Raw genomic sequence first — 17393 nt, 5'->3', positions numbered from 1 at the left:
TTATTTATTTCGAAAATACTTTCTATCAAGGATAATATTTGCTTTTCAAATAACTGTTAATATTGTCTCTTGCCATTTTATCCCAAAGCGATTTTCCATCTGAAAGCTTAGATTCCGAAGCAAAGTTTCTAAAACCTTTAACGGCTTCTTCTTCCAAATTATCTTTTTCAGTCATAAAATAATCTGTACCAAAAAGTATTTGATTCCCATAAGATTTACCTGCCTCATTAAAAAACTCCTTATAAAGTCCATTATTTTCTTTTGCCAGACATTCGGCCAAATTATAAGATATATCAGTATAAACATTTGGATATTGAGTCATCAAATCTTGTATTTGATTGAACCAATTTTTACCCAAAACTCCATAAGGTTTAGCGTATATATTTTTTTTATTAGGATCAGTTGCTTCTTTTATTTGAGGTACGCCGCCAAAATGTGCAAAACATATTTTAAGATCTTTAATACTGCTAAGCATCGATTCATAAGAATGTGGTTCTAAGAAATAAGAACAACTCAATTTACAATTTTGTTTTTCTTCCAATCCCAAAAGTTTAGCTCTTAAACTTGCCTTTTCAGTAATAAATTTAGGTACTCCATAAACCTTTCCCGTGTAAGGATCAATTGGGTTAAGATTATTAATGATATGACTTTTATCAGAATTATAAATTCCACCCAGATAATACGTGTGTGTCATTACAGGAACGCCATTAGCGGCAGCCCATTCAAAGGTTTTTTTTAGCTTTTTGTCAAAAGCATAATGACCAGTACTTGGATAGATTTTTAATCCCTGAAAAGGATAAACATAAGTTCCCGCAACTTCAATTTGGGTTTCAAAATAACGTTCTACGGTTTTTTGAATTTCATCCTCACTGCCTTTCCATCTCGGATCAAGTCCGAAAAATGGTAAAATATTGTTTGGGTAAGTTCTTTTTATCTGAATCACTTCTTCAATTTGTCCTTCAAATCCGCTTGCAGATCTGCCAACACCAAGATATTCCATGTTTTGGCACAGCGTAACAAATTCGAATGTTTCATTAGGATATCGGGACATAAGGTTTTCAAAAACTGTCGTCTGATCTTTGCTTTTGCCAATTTGCAGAAACGTTGCATATCTTTTAGCTTTTACTATCCTACTATCGGCAATACCTCTTACGATCCAGGCGCCCAGATCAGTATTAGTAAAAGTATCAATTGGTTTTACCAAAGCTGAAGGTAAATATAATTTCAGAAAATCTTTTGGTGCATTATTCATTGTGAATATATGCGTGTGAGCATTTTTATAAGTATCCTTCATGATTTATACTTGTTTAATTACTGTTTGGGCTGTAGAAGTTGCTTTTCTTAAAAGATCAAACCAAAAAGGAGCTCCCAAACTTGCCACAAATGCCGAAATAATCAAACCTAATATTTTAAGCAAAATACAGGAAAACGTAATCTCGTGTTTAGAACATAATGTCGTCTTTTCTTCTGATTCCTTATTTGAAGTAGTTGTATTAATTTTTGCAGGTTTGCAAGCACATTTTGTAGTGTCTTTGATATTCTCACAGATAGGTTTTTTCCAGCCAAGAGGCAAATCAAGATTGTTTTTTAAACTATCTATTTGTTTCGATAAGTTTTTAATGTCTTTTTTAGTCGAATCGATGGCGGCTTTATTGACAATAGTAACTTTTTTCATCGTGTCATATTTTGCGCTAAGACCTTCTAATTGCACTTGATTCTTTAAATAATAATTAATCATTCCTGCTCTTCCCGTTGGATTACTTTCATAATATTTAAACAAAGCAATACTGTCAACATTAACCGCAAGACTTACAAAAAGACCAATAAAAAACAAGCGTTTTCTGGAAAGCTTTTTATACCAGGCACTCGTTCTGTCGTTGAATTGGTCAAACCAAGTTGTGACTTCGGTAACCAATTGATCATAAAGTGTTGTTTCATTGCAGCCGTCATTATTTACGGCTTTAAGTTTTGCTTTTGTGAGAGCATTTCTCAACATTATAATCAAATCACTTTGCCCTAAATAAGTAACAGAGAATTCGAAATTGTTCAGTAAATCACTAGTGTATTTTGGTGTTTCAGCCGGATCGTTTGGACGAAGTATTTTGGCAGCCTGAACATTTGCAACCGTATCAATTAATACTTCCGCCAAAGTTTTGGAACAGATTTCTGTTGGAGGAGCTTTTTCAGATTTAGTCAATAATTTAATATTACTGTTATTGTACATCAGTAATCCCCAATTAATCTGATTAGAAAAATCAAACAGTTTTTCAATAATTTTGTTTCTGAAAAACCTCCCTCTTTCACTTTTTATCTGTACTCCTACTTCAAGAATCATACTGCAAAGAAGTGCAAATAAAGCCCAACTAATGACTATCGAAAGAGCAACCTGAACAATTGTAGAAGAAAAAAAACTTACATCCATTATCTCTAAATTTTAAAGTTTTGCCTACTCTTTAAAGGATTTTTAGCTTACTCCTTATTCGATTTATATAAAACAAATTCTTTATTTTACTGACATTGCCAAAACCCAACACACAACAACTAGTAATCAATCGATTAACTCTAAAAAACAGAGCAAGTATATACAATAAAAAGCATTCTTTCATAAGTAAATACACCTGTTTTTTCAGTCATTTAATCAACAAAAGTTTTATTCTTATAATTGAGGAATTTTATTCAGAAACTAAAACAGGTATTTATACTTTAGATAGAAAACTAATAATTGCTATTTTTGAATAAGCCAATTCTTACTATAAATCTATCCAAATGAAAGAGTCTTTTACTATTCTTGAAAAATTATGGGAACGTACTTTAAATCCTTCCAATACTTCTTCAACGAATGAAATTCAAAACTGGGACGACGAAATAAAAGCTTTATATCAATTGGGTATTGGTATGGAAGATGCGCTGCAATTTTTATACTTTGAAAATCCTGATTTAGAAACATTTAAAACTTGGGCAAACAATAAAAACAAAAGCAATAATTCCGAATCTGACGGTTTTACTACTGATGTTCTTTCAAAAGAAGATCTTGAATTTTGGGATAAAAACGGCTATGTAATTGTAAAAAACGCGATTTCAAAAGAAGATTGCGAAGCTACGCAACAAGCAATTTGGGATTTCTTAGAAATGGATCCCAATAAAAAAGAAACCTGGTATAACAGACATGAAAATCAAAAAGGCTTAATGCTTAATTTTTCGGATCATGAAACTTTAAATAAAAACCGACTTTCGCCAAGAATAAAAAAAGCATACGAACAGCTTTATAAAACAGATAAAATTTACAAAACCATTGATAAAGTAAGCTTCAATCCTCCTGAAACCTCAGAATTTACTTTTTTGGGAAGTCCGCTTCATTGGGATACGAGTTTAAAACAACCAATAAAATTTGGACTTCAGGGACTACTCTATCTCACGGATTGCAGCATTGATGAAGGTTCTTTTCATTGTGTTCCGGGATTTCACAATGAGATAAATCATTGGCTTGACAATCTCCAACCAGACGAAAATCCACGAGATAAAGCTATTGCAACATTACAACCGAAACCTATTGCGGGAAATGCCGGCGATTTTATAATCTGGAATAATACTTTACCGCATTGTGCTACAGCAAACAAGGGAAAAAATCCAAGAATGGTTCAGTATCTTACCTATTTACCAAATGAATATAATGCTGATGGAGAATGGATTTAAATATTAGATTTAGAATTTATTAAGCGTTTTCGACTTTTCGCAAACGAATCAAAACATATCCTAAAGCCAGAAAAACCATTGCTGCGCTCGCGTACATAAGCATTGGGATTTTGGCAATCACATCCTGATACATCCATCCTGCAATAAGTGCTCCAAGGCCAATTCCTGCTTCAAGAGCAATATACATTGTTGCCATAGCTTTTCCGCGATGATCAGCGAAACTCATATCAACCGTCCAGGCGTTTAAAGCCGGAGAAACAATTCCGGTAGAAACTCCGTAAAGTGCAGATCCAACTAAAAGTCCTGTGATCGAAGTTGAGAATCCAACAATGAAAAGTGATATAATCAAAAAGAATAATCCAATTGCTATTATATGCAAACGACCGTATTTGTCAGATGCTTTTCCGGCTCCAAATCGAATCATTACCGAAGTAATCGTAAAGACCATAAAAAACAAACCTTTATTAGCGATTCCTAAATGCTGACTCCAATCCGGGATTAATGTCAAAATCACGCCATAAGCCATATAAGAAAGAAACGTTACAATAGCTGCCGGCAATACTTCTACGGCTATAATATCATTTCTTGAAATCCTTAGAATACGCAAACTAAAACGCTGTTTGTTTTTTAAAGTTTCCTTCATGTTCATCAAAATTACGATCGACATCAAGGCAAAAACAGAAGATGCATAGAAAAGCATGTTCATCGAAGAATATATTTTAATGGTACTTCCAATCGCTGGTCCTAAAGCCATTCCTATCGAAAAACAAAGTCCGTGCAATCCTAAAGCTTCTCCCCAACGCTCTCTAGGAACAATATCTGCGACATAAGCTGCCGTTGCCGTAGGTTTAAATCCTGTAGAAAATCCATGAATCAAACGCAGGAATAAAAACCCGGAAACTGTTCCTAAAACCGGATAAAGAATACCGCATACAAAACAAACAATCGATCCAACAGCCATAACAGGAACTCTGCCTAAAGTATCTGTCAAACGACCGCTAAAAGGTCTTGAAATCCCAGCCGTTAAAGTAAAAAGTGCAATAATCAATCCTTTATATTCAGCTCCGCCCATATTACTCAAATACTCTGGAAGCTCCGGGATCAACATATTAAAACTCGCTGAAAAAAGTAAGGAACTTAAACAAACTAATCCAAATTGCAGATTGTAGATTGGGTGAATGGCTTTGATTGAGGAATTCATGAGGAATTTTTTGAAGCGCAAAGATAGAGAAAACTCTAATTTCAAACTAATGCTTCAATCATAAAGCTAATTAGATAAATATTAACGCTAAATCAATTTTAAACCTTTAACAGAATAAATTAACAAAAGTCTGATATTGATTGTTTTATGGCTTATAATGGGTATAATAAAAAGCAGACACATTGTAATTTTGCGCCGTTATAATAAAAAGGAAATTACATAAGCAATAACCTAAATAACAAAGCATTAACTCTTATAAATTATGAAAACGAAAAATACCACACTGTACTTTTATATCCTATTCTTAATTCCATTCTTTTCACAAGTAATTGGTCAGAATAAGGCAATCACTTTAAAAGAGAAAAACAATACTTATCTCGACTCTGTAAAAAAGACATTTGTCAAGAACAATATGTCTGCGCGCGTTGATAGCTTATGGATGAAGGAATTAACAACTCTGGATACTTCTAATACGCTTACGACCGATATTGAAAACAGTGCTCTGGATCAAAAAATTGATTTAGAATTACCTACTGAATTACTTAAATCGAGATTAGCCGCGATGAATGCAAAATCGCCTTTTAATATTGAATATAATCCACAGCTTGAAACCGTTATTAAATCATTTCTAAAATACAGAAAGAAATCATTTGGTAGATTAATGGCTGCTTCAGAATACTATTTTCCTTTGTTTGAAGAAGCTTTAGCAAAAGAAAAAATTCCGTTAGAGATCAAATATCTTGCCGTTGTAGAGTCTGCTTTAAATCCAAAAGCAGTTTCAAATATGGGCGCAACAGGACTTTGGCAATTTATGTATAATACCGGAAAACAATATAAACTAGAAATAGATTCTTATGTTGATGAACGTCACGATCCTCTAAAATCTACAGAAGCTGCTGCAAAATACATGAATAGTATGTATAAAGCTTTTGGTGATTGGGATTTAGTTTTGGCAGCTTATAACTCTGGACCAGGAAACGTTTCTAAAGCAATTAACCGTTCTGGCGGACAAAAAAATTACTGGAATATTCGAAAAAATTTACCAAAAGAAACACAAGGTTATATTCCTGCTTTTCTTGCTACAATGTACCTTTATGAATATCATGCTGAACACGGAATTAAACCCGAAAAAGCATTAGTAAAACATTTTGCAACAGATACTATAATGATCAAAAAGCAAATGAGTTTCAAGCAAATTTCTGATTTGATCGATATTCCAATCGCGCAATTAGAATTATTAAATCCTTCGTATAAACTGAATATTGTTCCTGTTTATGAAAAACAAAAACATTATCTAAAATTGCCACAGGATAAAATAGCTGTTTTTACTTCAAATGAAGAAAAAATTTATGCTTACGCCGAATATCAAGCAAATTTGCGCGAGAAACCTTCTCAGGATTCTATGATGATTGCATCTAAAACTTCAAACTCAAAAAAATCTGCACCAATTGAAAAAGGAAAATATTACGTTATTCAAAAAGGAGATACTTTGGGCAGCATCGCAAGAAAATATTCTGTAAGTATTTCTGAATTAAAAAAATGGAATAAAATAAGTAGCGAGTTATTAGCATTGGGCAAAAGCTTAAAAATAACAGGAAAATAGTATCAGATAGAGGTTTTTATTAGAAATAAACCCAAGGTTAAAATGTGCCGTTAGGCACTAAATATTGGTAGTCATTGTATATTCAAAATACGTTGGCGTGCCGTAGGTACGCAACAAAATGATAACTATTGCGTACCTACGGCACGCTAAATTTATTCCAATTCATATTTTCTACCAATATTTAGTGCCTAGCGGCACAAATTATAGACTTTCAACTCTTGATTAGTATTAAAACTACTTTTATTAAGTGTTTAATCACTTAATAAAAGTAGTTTTTAGCAGTTTTGAAACTCCTAAACCAACGCTATTAATTGTAAAAGTTTTCTAAAATTTGCCTTTTTATACAGCTCTTTAAAAAGATTAAAATATATTTACGTTTTGGTTAATAGAATAACGTGTCACAAATAATGAATTATCGCACCGTTAAACCAATTAATTTTAAGAAGTCAGAATGGAAAAATATAACGTATCAGTAGTGTCATCAACTTTAGAGGATAATACAATACCCAACGATAAAATAAAGAAAGTCGATTTATTACCAGATCCTGAATCTCGCTTAGATTCTATGGAAATGAAAGAAAAACCTCTTATGGATTCTACTATTCCGTTTAGAGATTTAACAAATGTTGCGACTAAAAAAGAAAGCATTGCCAAACTGATTGAAAAACTTGATGTTGAAACCAATATTAGATATCAAAGAACTGTAGAAGATACGTATTGCAATGTTTACTCTTACGATTATTGTTATTTTTCGAAAGTGTATCTTCCAACGGTTTGGTGGACAGATGAATCTCTTGAAAAAGTTTTACAAGGTCAAGAAGTTGAACCCGTTTTTGAGCAAACTGTCGATCGTATTTATTCCAGCGCTATACACGATTGGTTTTTGCAATGGGGAGTTAGTTTTGGCTGGCAAAGAATATTTACCGTTGATGAACTTCAAAATAAGGTAAACGCTAATGGCGGAATTGGAATTATTTGTGCCAAAAGAAAAGAAAAAGGACTTTCTGGTCATATTGTTCCCGTTGTTCCCGAAACAGATTTGCATAAAGCATATCGAGAAAATGGCGAAGTAGTATATCCGCTACAATCACAAGCCGGAAAACTAAATTATAATTACTTTGCAGAAGTTAGAGAAGACTGGTGGAATGACGAGCTATATTCCTCTTATGTCTTATATTACCATGAATAAATAAAAACAATTGCCTTAATTGTTTAAACCTCTAAAAACTTTATTGATTTTCAATGTGTTAACTATTTGTAAATCACATAATAAAAAACTACTTTTGCAACTTGGAAAAAACAGGAATAGTAAAAGTTGTCATTCGGCTATTCATCTTCTTAAATTATTGATATAAAAGCAATTAACATCAATACTAATTTTATAACCTACTTATAAAATTATATTGATTTTATCAATGATTCAGTCGATACAAGTGAAAATTTCTAAAAACTAATATAAATTCATACAATTTTAAAAGTAAATCAAGACTTTTTTAATGGATGCAACCAATTATGCTTTATCCGTTAAAAGATTTCTTGCCTCTGATTGTTAGTAGATTAGTTTTATTTTTCCGAATAAAAAGCAGTGATTTTAAACAATTAAATTAACTATAAAAAGACAATTAGTATAAATGAAAGACAATCAGACACAAAAATATTATTGGGGAATAGGATTAGAAAACGAAACCTACATGCAATTTGAAGAATCCCTAATTGTCTCTGGTGAATTTATACAAGAAAAAATTGGCTTTGAGAAATATAGTATCGACTACAGAAAATGCTACAAACCAGAGAGTTTAACTCCTGTTTTGAAAAAAGCTTTTGACATAAACGAAAATTACACAGTAAGCAGAATGATGAACAGTCATTCGCTTGAAAAACTGGATATTAATTTTCAGCATAAAACATTATCGCCAATAAAACCATTAATAGACACTGAAACTGGTGAAGTGATTGCAAAACCAATCGAAAATCCTGATTATCTAGGTCAATCTATCATGGAAGTTTTTCTTGAAGATCAGCCTTATAACATTCAAAGTATGATTACCCAAAGAAACAAAACTATGGGTTCTGTACATTTTGATGGTGATTCGATCGAATTTGTAACTAAATATTTTGAAAATAGAACAATAGCTGATTCTTGCAAAGAATTAAAAGCTACCAAAAAACTATTTCTTGATAAAATCAATGAATCTGCTGTTTTAGATGGAAAATTAAGCTTTCCGGATTACAACAATGGTCTTAACATGTTCATGACAAATCAGGAAAATCTTGTTTTGTTCAACAACGGAACGTACCATTTTCATATTACATTGCCGTCATTGACAGAAGATAGCCGAATTGTTGATTATAATGAGTTTAATAAAACGCATGGTAACGCAATTTATTTACTGCAATGGTTTGAACCTTTCTTTATTGCAACGCTTGGAAGTCCTGATATTATGGGAGTTATAAGTAATAAATATAGTCTGGACAAAAAATTTACTTTGGGTTCGATGAGAAACGCGATGTCACGTTACATTGGCGTTGGAACTTATAATAAAGCAATGCCAAAAGGTAAAATTCTAACTTATAAAGTTGATGATTTTAGAAAATTACTAAAATTCGAAAAAGAAGAAAACATTTGGTGGCGCGATCAGATTGAAGCTGATATGGAATATGAAATGCTGTCTGAAGTTGGTTTGGATTTTAATCAGGAAAAAATGTACCAAAGTGGATTCGAATTCAGAAGTTTTGATGAGTTTCCTGCGGAATATTTAAATGATGTTCTTTTTTCTATTATTTTGATTTGTGAGCATTCCTTAAATCTGCCTGATGTTCAATGGGCACATGATAGTAAAGCCTGGAATAATTTAGTTTTTAAAACCTTAAAAATGGGTTATTCGACTGAAATTAATGACGAAGAAAAGAAAGAAGTTTTAGATTTATTACAAATACTAAATCCTTCAGATTCTAATTATGACACTCTAAAATCTGAATTTGAAGCAATCGTTTTATTAGACGAATTTTTCTTTAAAATTCTTGCTGTTTTACATGATAAATACAAAGACAACAACGTTTGTCTGGATGCTATGTACGGACAAAAAACAAGTTCGCCGCCTAAATGGGATAACTTTAATAAATACCAAACAGAGAAACATTTACAGCAAATTGGTGATTTCTGCGAAAACTAAAATACGCATATAATCGATTTCAGATATTTATAAATTACAAAAACATCCCATTAAGAAAATTTCTTTTGGGATGTTTTTTATTTAATGAGTACGATAAGTTACTTTTAATATTTCTCTTTTTAAAAGACCACTTTACAACATTATCTACTTTGCTATTTATTTTTTAACTTTCGTGATCTGAAAAACAAAACATTTGAAACTACAATTTTCTTACTACCTCAATCAGGATGTGCTTTTTCTGGCTAAAGACCTTTTAGGTAAGGTTCTTTTCACCCAAATCGACGGAGAAATAACTGCGGGCATAATCGTAGAAACCGAAGCTTATTTTGGTGTTCAGGATAAAGCTTCACATGCTTACGGTGGCCGACGCACGGATCGAACGGAAACTTTATACAATCAGGGCGGAATTTCGTATGTCTATCTTTGCTACGGAATCCATAATCTGTTTAATATTGTGAGTTCTGTTGAAGGAGAACCACATGCCGTTTTAATTCGGGCAATTGAACCTTTAATTGGCAAAGATATTATAGAATTAAGACGTAAAATGGCGATTACTAAAGCGGCAATTTCATCTGGTCCGGGTTCTGCTGCCAAAGCTTTAGGAATTGATCGCTCTTTTAACGGAAAAGATTTAGCCGGAGAAGAAATCTGGATCGAAGATCACGGAATTCGATATACTGATGATCAAATCGTGGCTGTTCCTCGTGTAGGTGTTGCATATGCTCAGGAAGACGCACTCTTGCCGTGGCGTTTTTGTATAAAAGACAACAAATATGTGAGCAAGCCTAACAAGTTTTAAATTATTAAAATCAAACAATAACCAATGTTAACCGATATTATTGACAAAGATCTTAAAGTCCTTTTTTGCGGAATTAATCCCGGTTTAAAATCCGCTTTAGACGGTCATCATTTTTCCGGAAGAAGCAATCGTTTCTGGAAAGTTTTACATCAGGCTGGTTTTACGCCACAACAAATCGAACCCGAAAACGACTTCGCAATTTTGGAATTAGGATACGGATTAACAACTGCGGTCGCAAGACCAACAACTCGTGCAGATGAACTTTCTAAAGAGGAGTTTAGCGATTCTATCCAAATTTTCAAAAACAAAATAAATCAATTTCAACCACAATATATCGCGTTTCTTGGCAAAGCGGCTTACAAAGCTTTTTCAGGCAAAAAGCAAATTTTATGGGGTTTACAAGAAGAAGATTTCTGTGGTTCCAAAGTTTGGGTTTTACCAAATCCCAGTGGTTTGAATCGAGGATTTACCATAGACGATCTTATTAGTCATTATGCCGAATTATATTTGGTTATTGCAAATCAAGTCTAGCAAAAATCCAAATCACATCACAGCTTTATTTTCCTTTTTAATTATTTTAAATACATTTGAGATATGGATATAGATAATAAAAACATAATTACAAGACCTGCTACAAACACAGATTTGCCGAAACTTAATGAATTTCTGCAATCTCTCGTTGAAGCAGAACGTCCTTTTGATCCAACCTTAAAAGAAGGGAAAATTTTCTATTATAATATTCAGGATTTTATCTCAGATGAAAAAACAGAACTTTTGGTAATCGAAGAAAATAATGAAATTATTGGATGCGGATATGCGCAAATTCGATCTGCAAAACCTTATAAAAATTATGAGCTTTATGGATATCTTGGTTTTATGTATGTAAAACCGGAGTTTAGAGGAAGAGGCATCAATAATTTATTATTGAACGATCTTAAGAAATGGATTTTATCAAAAGGAATCACCGAAGTCCGACTTGAAGTTTACTCCAATAATGAAGCCGCTATTCGTGCTTATGAAAAAGCAGGCTTCAAAAAAATAATGACCGAAATGCGCTACGAGATTAGTGAGGAGTAATATAACATTATTGTGCTCACTTTGCGATGAACGGATTAAAATCCATCCCTACAATATTCTCCAAACCTTCGGTTCTCTTAAAAAAGTTCCGCAGGAACGATTTATTTTGTAGGGATGGATTTTAATCCGTCCATCGCAATCAAAATCACCAATCTTTGTCGAGCTACTAGTGTGATTTCTCCTCTGTCGAAAAGACAAAAATGAGCTATTCTGTATACTAAGAATCGATTAATTTCGAAGCTACGGGATTAACAAATCGAAAAAGAATAAAAAAATAAAGTTTTTTTTTCTTTAACAAAATCACTAACTTGTATATAATTACTACAATATATAGTATTAATCTTGTTTTAATTCTTTCTATTTCCCCACTTTTTCCAGAACAAAATTGTACGTAGTATATCTGAAGTAATTTTTCTAACATTAAAAAAAGATTTATTATGCGAGTACCAGTCATCCGAAAAAATATATTATTTTGCCCAGATTCTAAAAGAGTTGTTGCCCGATATTTTATGAATGGTGATGAACGAACCCAACAAATGGTCCTGCGCATAATGATGCTCGATGAAAAACAAGTTCTAGAAACCTTAGAACAAACACTTCGCGAGTTTGCCAGACGTCATCGAAATATTTCGGCTATATTTTTTAAACATTGCGAACGAATAAGACCTTTAATAGAAGCTTTACAAATTGATTATGAAGCAATGTCTCTGGACAGAAAAATGCTTATAGGTTCTTATTGCACAATGGAATATGCGATAGAATCTGCTGCCATTTTTAATCCGTCTATTGTCGAAGATTTTGATCAGTCAGGACTTGAAGAAGGCGAAAAACGTGTTATTATTTCTTTTAGAGCCACGGGTGAAGGTCATATTTCATCAATTGTTTTTAGACGAGGAATTCTCGATAGAAACAATAATCTGCAGGTTATGAAAATTGGTCATAATATTGATAAAGCCGAGATTAATCATAAATCAACTTTCAATAAAGAACGATTCTTATCGAAATTGTCCGAAATGCACACGCAGGACAAATACATCACGCAGATTATGCAGGAATTACCAAATGATTTTGAGTATGCTGTATTGAAAAATCTGGTTACTACAGCTTTAAGTGATCCTTCGATTCGCGAAGAAAGAAGAATCGCTCTAAACGAAATAATGTGGCTGGCGAAATCATTCTACGATTTAGAATTCAAGCACGATTCTGATATTACGGAACGTGTTATATTTCCAATCTCTGAATCTGAAAGCCGCGGTATCGAAGATGCCCGTTTTGTCCGTTTTACTGATGATGATGGTTCTACCCGAGTTATGGCAACTTATACGGCTTACAACGGTCATGCGATATTACCTAAACTTATCTCAACCGAAGATTTCTACACTTTTAGAGTAATGCCTTTGCATGGTATCGGTGCCCAAAATAAAAACTTAGCGTTATTTCCAAAGAAAATAAAAGGCAAATTTGCTATGCTCGCCAGAATCGATGGCGTAAATAATTACATCATGTATTCTGATCGAGTTACACAATGGAATAATCCTGTTTTGCTCCAAGAACCGCGTTATACTTGGGAATTTACACAAATCGGAAATTGTGGATCTCCACTTTGGACCGAAGAAGGCTGGCTTGTAATTACGCACGGCGTTGGTACAATGAGACGTTATTGCATAGGCGCTTCGTTATTTGATCTTGATGATCCAACGAAAGAAATTGGAAGACTTAAAGAGCCATTACTTTCGCCATTAGAAGACGAACGTGAAGGTTATGTACCAAATGTTGTGTATTCATGTGGCGCAATTATTCACAATAATAGTTTGATTTTGCCTTATGCGGTATCCGATTATTCTTCGACTTACGCCATTGTTGATATGATAGTACTTTTAGATGCATTGAAAAATAGTAAATAATATAACTTAAAGTAATATTTTTCTATCTTTATATAAAAATTTAATAAAGATGACCATTCAGCAGTTAAAATATATTGTAGCATTAGACGAAGAACGCCATTTTGCACGAGCTGCAGAAGTTTGTATGGTAACACAACCCGGACTAACGATTCAATTGAAAAATCTGGAAGAAGAAATTGGAATCAAAATTTTTGATCGAAATAAAGTGCCCTTAACTCCTACTTTACTTGGAATTGAGATTATAAACCGTGCCAAAAAAATCCTTCGTGAAGCTGATGAAATCAGGGATTTTGTGGTCAATGAAAAGAATAAACTTGAAGGAGAAGTCAAAATCGGTATTATTTCGACATTATCGCCTTATTTGATTCCGCTTTTTATTAAGGCAATGAAAAAGGCAACTCCCAAAATGCAATTCATTATAAAAGAAGCCAATACAGGTCAGCTTATGAATGATGTTATGACCGGAGCACTTGATGTCGCAATTATGGCAACTCCAACAGGAAATCCGCATTTAATAGAACATCCGGTTTTCAAAGAACCTTTTGTTGCTTATTTAAATACTGTACATCCAATGGCAGCAGAATCTCATTATGAATTGCAGCCGTCAGACAGAGCCGAATTACTTTTACTCCAAAATGAATATTGCTATAATGCACAACTTCTGGATATTTGCGACATTAAAAATCCGGGGAAAATAAAAGAACAATTCAGTTATGATATTAGTTCAATTGAAACCTTAAAAAATCTGGTAAGAGCACAATTAGGATTTGCTATAATACCGGAACTTTCGATGATTAATGAAGTCGAAACGGGACTTTTTAAGCATTTTAAAGAACCGAAACCCGTTCGCGAAATCAGTCTTGTAGTTTCTGATACTTTTTCGAAAAAATTACTTCTCGAAAAAATGAATGAAGCAATCTGGAATTGCCTTCCGGAATCCTTACAGCAAAATTTTGCCTATAAAAAAATCAAATGGAATGATTCTCCTTATTTTATAAAAGCAACGACGAGATAATTTTTAACGGAAGTCAAATTGCGTTCATCAAGAATTGGGTTGTGCCTTTAGGCACAAAACGTTGGTAGAAAAGTTAAAGATGTCAAATCAAAGATCGAGAGTCAAAATAATGTGCCTTTAGGCACTAAATGTTGGTAAACCATTAAGGCAGAGCTTCTTTGACGTGCCGTAGGTACGCAACAAAACGAAACGAAACTCGTTGCGTACCTACGGCACGCTAAATCTGTTCCCAATTCATATTTTCTACCAACATTATGTACCTAACGGCACAATGCAATTCTCAATTTATCTTAATCATAAAAAAATCCTGTTTTCTACCAACATTATGTACCTAAAGGCACATTCCAACTCTTGAATCTTATAAACCATAAAAAAAGCCAAAATACTTTACAGCATTTTGGCTTTTTTAGGGAGTAAGATGTTTGTATTATTTTTTGCTTAAATCTTTGGCTGCACCAATGATTACGTTAGCAACTGCATCGGGTTGAGAAATGAAAACACAGTGGCTTCCTTTTACTTCAGTAACTTTAGTATTTGAACGTTTGTACATTGCACGTTGAATCGAAGGATCAATACTTTTATCTTGTGTTGCAAGAACTGCATAAGCAGGTTTATCTTTCCATGCTGCTTTTGTTACAGGAGTTCCAAATCCTTTTGCATAAAAAGCACCTTGAGATGCGTACATAAATGCAGCTAGTTCTTTGCTTACATCAGCACAAAATCCTGCGTGAAATTTAGCTTCATCATAATAAACAATTCCTTTATCGTTTGGAGGCAAAACACCGTTTTCTGGCGCTGGAGGTGCAGTTTGTAACCATTGTACAGTATTTTCTCCGTTATCAGGCTGAAAAGCCGCTACATAAACCAATCCAACAACTTTTGGGTGATTTCCAGCTTCTGTAATTACAGTTCCTCCCCAAGAATGTCCTACCAAAATTGTTGGTCCGTCTTGATTGTCAAGTACTACTTTTGTTGCTGCAACATCATCTTCAAGAGAACTTAAAGGATTTTGAACGATTGTCACTTTATATCCTTTTTTCGAAAGTATATCATATAAATTTCTCCATCCGGAACCATCGGCGAAAGCTCCGTGTACCAAAACTACATTTTTAACCTTTGTTGGCGCTGTTTGTGCACTTGCATTTGTTACTACCAAAAGACTTAAAATTAATGCTGCAGACAAGAATAAACGATTCAATTGTCTTTTTAAAATTGCTGTTTTCATGTTTTTATTATTTAAGATGTGGATGATTAGGTGTATTAAAGTTATTAAATTTTATTAAACTACTGATTATAAAAAAACTAGAGTTGATTTCAAAACAATTTCAGTATTAAGTAATTTTGAAATTGGACAAATTTCTTTTGCTTTTTGAGCTGTTTTTTCAAAATCCTCAACTGAAATTCCAGGAACTGAACCTGTAAGTTCCAAAGTGATTAAGGTAATTGTACCATCTTCAAAAGTGACTTTTGCAACCGTATTTAAATCTTCTGGTACAAAACCTGCTTCTGATAATAAAAAGCTCAATTGCATTGTAAAACATCCTGCATGTGCTGCAGCGATCAATTCTTCAGGATTTGTTCCTACTCCTTCTGCAAAACGAGTTTTAAAAGACAGTTGTGCATTGTTTAATGTTGTACTTTGAGTAGTAATGGTTCCATTTCCTTCCATTCCTGTACCTTTCCAGTTTGCGTTTGCGTTTCTTGTAAATTTCATGACTAAAGTTTTTAATGTTATAAATTTTTGATTTTCAAATAATTGTTCTGATTTGATGAGACAAATGTATGGTGGTTATCTTCATTAATCAAATTGATAATTTTGTAGTCTTATAAATAAAATTTATAATATTGATTTCTAATTTTAATAAAAGCCTGTCTTTTATAGCACTTTGCTCAATATTGATTCAAAAAATTTGCGTTGCTATTTTCTAATTATTTTTAGCCAACATATGTGCCATGATTAAAATCTCTTTATAAAAGGGATATTTAGACTAAAATCATTTCTTGCAATTGTCACATTTCGCTATAATATCTTAAAGAGTATTGATATCTCGTCACAAACAAAAAGAAACCAAAAATAGAACTTCGGATAAATACAACTTCAATTGGACTTATACTTATAAAACATTCGTATTCAAAAATTTACTAACTTTAGAATATAAGTTCAGGTAATATTCTTTTGATGAAAAGTCTCCTTTACAAGACAATTAATTTTTGCCGAATGCAATAAACACCTATCAATAAATGTTATCTACATAGGCATTAATACGTTTTTAATGCTTTAAAATTAATTACAGGAAGTATGAAAAAAATATTGTTTATAATTATAATAACCGGGGTTTCTCTACATGGATATGCGCAAAAAGAAGTAAATGGTAAATACAAGCCAATTCCGGCCAACAATTCTGAAATAAAAGAAAATCTACCACCAACAGAAATACCTCCAAATACAGATACGCCGCCGGTAAAAGATCCAACGGTTTTAAAAATTAATCCGGATGACCTTTACAAAAACAATAGTCTTTATAAAAAAGAAGCTAATGTTGAAGGAATTTTTTATAGAAGAAATGAATATTTAGGCGGTTATGTTACCAATACAACCGTTTCGTCAGTTCGATATCGTGATGCTGCTTTTGTAGATGGCGACAAAATCAGAGTTTATCTGAATGATAAAGTGATTGAAAAAGAAGTAAGTTTAAATGGTGAATTTCAGGGATTCAAAATAACTTTGGTAAAAGGAATCAACAAAATTGATTTTGAAGCCTTAAACGAAGGTTCTGCATCACCAAATACAGCCGAGTTTCAGGTTTATGATGAAAAAGGCGAAGTAATCAAAGCCAGCCAATGGAATGTTGGAACTGGTTATAAGGCAACTATTATATTGTATAAAGAATAAATTTATTCCGAAATCTAAAAAAAAACAAACCCGAC

15 protein-coding genes are annotated in these 17393 nt (G+C 32.9%); 10 read left to right on the top strand and 5 right to left on the bottom strand.

Going from position 1 to position 17393, the window contains the following annotated elements; all coding sequences use genetic code 11:
• Positions 1 to 25: 25 nt before the first annotated feature.
• The gene (locus tag WN975_RS04135) at positions 26 to 1294 is read right to left on the bottom strand and encodes an amidohydrolase family protein (RefSeq protein WP_337965353.1); all 1269 of its coding nucleotides are present in this window, start codon (positions 1292 to 1294) and stop codon (positions 26 to 28) included.
• Between the two features lie 3 nt (positions 1295 to 1297).
• Positions 1298 to 2422 (bottom strand): hypothetical protein, encoded by a 1125-nt coding sequence (locus tag WN975_RS04130; RefSeq protein ID WP_337965352.1) that lies wholly within the window; start codon positions 2420 to 2422, stop codon positions 1298 to 1300.
• Between the two features lie 344 nt (positions 2423 to 2766).
• Here WN975_RS04130 and WN975_RS04125 point away from each other — a divergent pair, with 344 nt between their 5' ends.
• Positions 2767 to 3693 (top strand): phytanoyl-CoA dioxygenase family protein, encoded by a 927-nt coding sequence (locus WN975_RS04125; protein ID WP_337965351.1) that lies wholly within the window; start codon positions 2767 to 2769, stop codon positions 3691 to 3693.
• A 19-nt stretch (positions 3694 to 3712) separates the two neighbouring features.
• Here WN975_RS04125 and WN975_RS04120 read toward each other — a convergent pair whose 3' ends face one another.
• Positions 3713 to 4894 carry an MFS transporter gene (locus WN975_RS04120; RefSeq protein WP_337965350.1) on the bottom strand — a complete coding sequence of 394 codons (1182 nt, stop codon included), beginning with the start codon at positions 4892 to 4894 and terminating at the stop codon, positions 3713 to 3715.
• Positions 4895 to 5156: 262 nt separating this feature from the next.
• Here WN975_RS04120 and WN975_RS04115 point away from each other — a divergent pair, with 262 nt between their 5' ends.
• From WN975_RS04115 to WN975_RS04080, 8 genes are all read left to right on the top strand, one after another.
• Positions 5157 to 6497, top strand: coding sequence for a transglycosylase SLT domain-containing protein (locus WN975_RS04115; protein ID WP_338140813.1), 1341 nt, complete (start codon positions 5157 to 5159; stop codon positions 6495 to 6497).
• Positions 6498 to 6948: 451 nt separating this feature from the next.
• Complete coding sequence (locus WN975_RS04110; RefSeq protein WP_337965349.1) at positions 6949 to 7686, top strand: hypothetical protein; 738 nt, start codon at positions 6949 to 6951, stop codon at positions 7684 to 7686.
• Between the two features lie 442 nt (positions 7687 to 8128).
• The gene (locus WN975_RS04105; protein WP_337965348.1) at positions 8129 to 9670 is read left to right on the top strand and encodes a hypothetical protein; all 1542 of its coding nucleotides are present in this window, start codon (positions 8129 to 8131) and stop codon (positions 9668 to 9670) included.
• 193 nt (positions 9671 to 9863) lie between these two features.
• The gene (locus WN975_RS04100) at positions 9864 to 10469 is read left to right on the top strand and encodes a DNA-3-methyladenine glycosylase (RefSeq protein ID WP_337965347.1); all 606 of its coding nucleotides are present in this window, start codon (positions 9864 to 9866) and stop codon (positions 10467 to 10469) included.
• A 24-nt stretch (positions 10470 to 10493) separates the two neighbouring features.
• Positions 10494 to 11000, top strand: coding sequence for a G/U mismatch-specific DNA glycosylase (gene mug, locus WN975_RS04095; protein ID WP_337965346.1), 507 nt, complete (start codon positions 10494 to 10496; stop codon positions 10998 to 11000).
• 63 nt (positions 11001 to 11063) lie between these two features.
• On the top strand, positions 11064 to 11546 hold the full coding sequence (locus WN975_RS04090; protein ID WP_337965345.1) for a GNAT family N-acetyltransferase: 483 nt from the start codon (positions 11064 to 11066) through the stop codon (positions 11544 to 11546).
• A 437-nt stretch (positions 11547 to 11983) separates the two neighbouring features.
• The gene (locus WN975_RS04085; protein WP_337965344.1) at positions 11984 to 13450 is read left to right on the top strand and encodes a glycoside hydrolase family 130 protein; all 1467 of its coding nucleotides are present in this window, start codon (positions 11984 to 11986) and stop codon (positions 13448 to 13450) included.
• Positions 13451 to 13499: 49 nt separating this feature from the next.
• Entirely contained in the window at positions 13500 to 14465 is a 966-nt protein-coding gene (locus WN975_RS04080; protein ID WP_337965343.1) for a LysR substrate-binding domain-containing protein, read from the top strand.
• 427 nt (positions 14466 to 14892) lie between these two features.
• Here the strand turns inward: WN975_RS04080 and WN975_RS04075 are convergent, their stop codons facing one another.
• Complete coding sequence (locus WN975_RS04075; RefSeq protein ID WP_337965342.1) at positions 14893 to 15690, bottom strand: alpha/beta hydrolase; 798 nt, start codon at positions 15688 to 15690, stop codon at positions 14893 to 14895.
• A gap of 66 nt (positions 15691 to 15756) precedes the next feature.
• Entirely contained in the window at positions 15757 to 16179 is a 423-nt protein-coding gene (locus WN975_RS04070; protein ID WP_337965341.1) for an OsmC family protein, read from the bottom strand.
• Positions 16180 to 16764: 585 nt separating this feature from the next.
• Here WN975_RS04070 and WN975_RS04065 point away from each other — a divergent pair.
• Positions 16765 to 17358 carry a hypothetical protein gene (locus WN975_RS04065; protein ID WP_099712000.1) on the top strand — a complete coding sequence of 198 codons (594 nt, stop codon included), beginning with the start codon at positions 16765 to 16767 and terminating at the stop codon, positions 17356 to 17358.
• The last annotated feature ends 35 nt before the right edge of the window (positions 17359 to 17393 follow it).

It is taken from the genome of uncultured Flavobacterium sp., from assembly GCF_951805225.1.
GTDB lineage: Bacteria > Bacteroidota > Bacteroidia > Flavobacteriales > Flavobacteriaceae > Flavobacterium.
The sequence above is the reverse complement of the archived record's forward strand: the minus strand, read 5'-3'. Positions and strand labels throughout refer to the sequence as shown.